This window comes from Streptococcus sp. OH4692_COT-348 (assembly GCF_003859975.1).
Taxonomy (GTDB): Bacteria; Bacillota; Bacilli; order Lactobacillales; family Streptococcaceae; genus Streptococcus.
Genome location: NZ_RQZB01000091.1, coordinates 1 through 242 on the forward strand (window position 1 = coordinate 1; position 242 = coordinate 242).

Below are 242 nucleotides of genomic sequence, written 5' to 3' on the forward strand. Positions count from 1 at the left end.
ATAAGAATCCAGGGGATAAAGTAACAGGCAAAGTTCTCGTAAGATATCCAGATGGATCAGAAGAGGAAGTCCCAGTCACTGTAACAGTAGTTAACCGTGATAAAGATGATTACACACCGAAGTACAATGACGGAAGTGGTAAACCAGGAGAATCAGTAGAGATTCCAGTAAGTGAAGCAAACGGTAAGAAAATCCCAACAGGAACAACTTACACAAGTGGCACACCAGGAATCATCACAGTA

General features: G+C 41.7%; 1 protein-coding gene. It reads left to right on the top strand.

Annotated elements, in window-relative coordinates:
* On the top strand, positions 1–242 hold a 242-nt coding region (locus tag EII37_RS11015; RefSeq protein ID WP_142997542.1), incomplete at both ends, for a Rib/alpha-like domain-containing protein.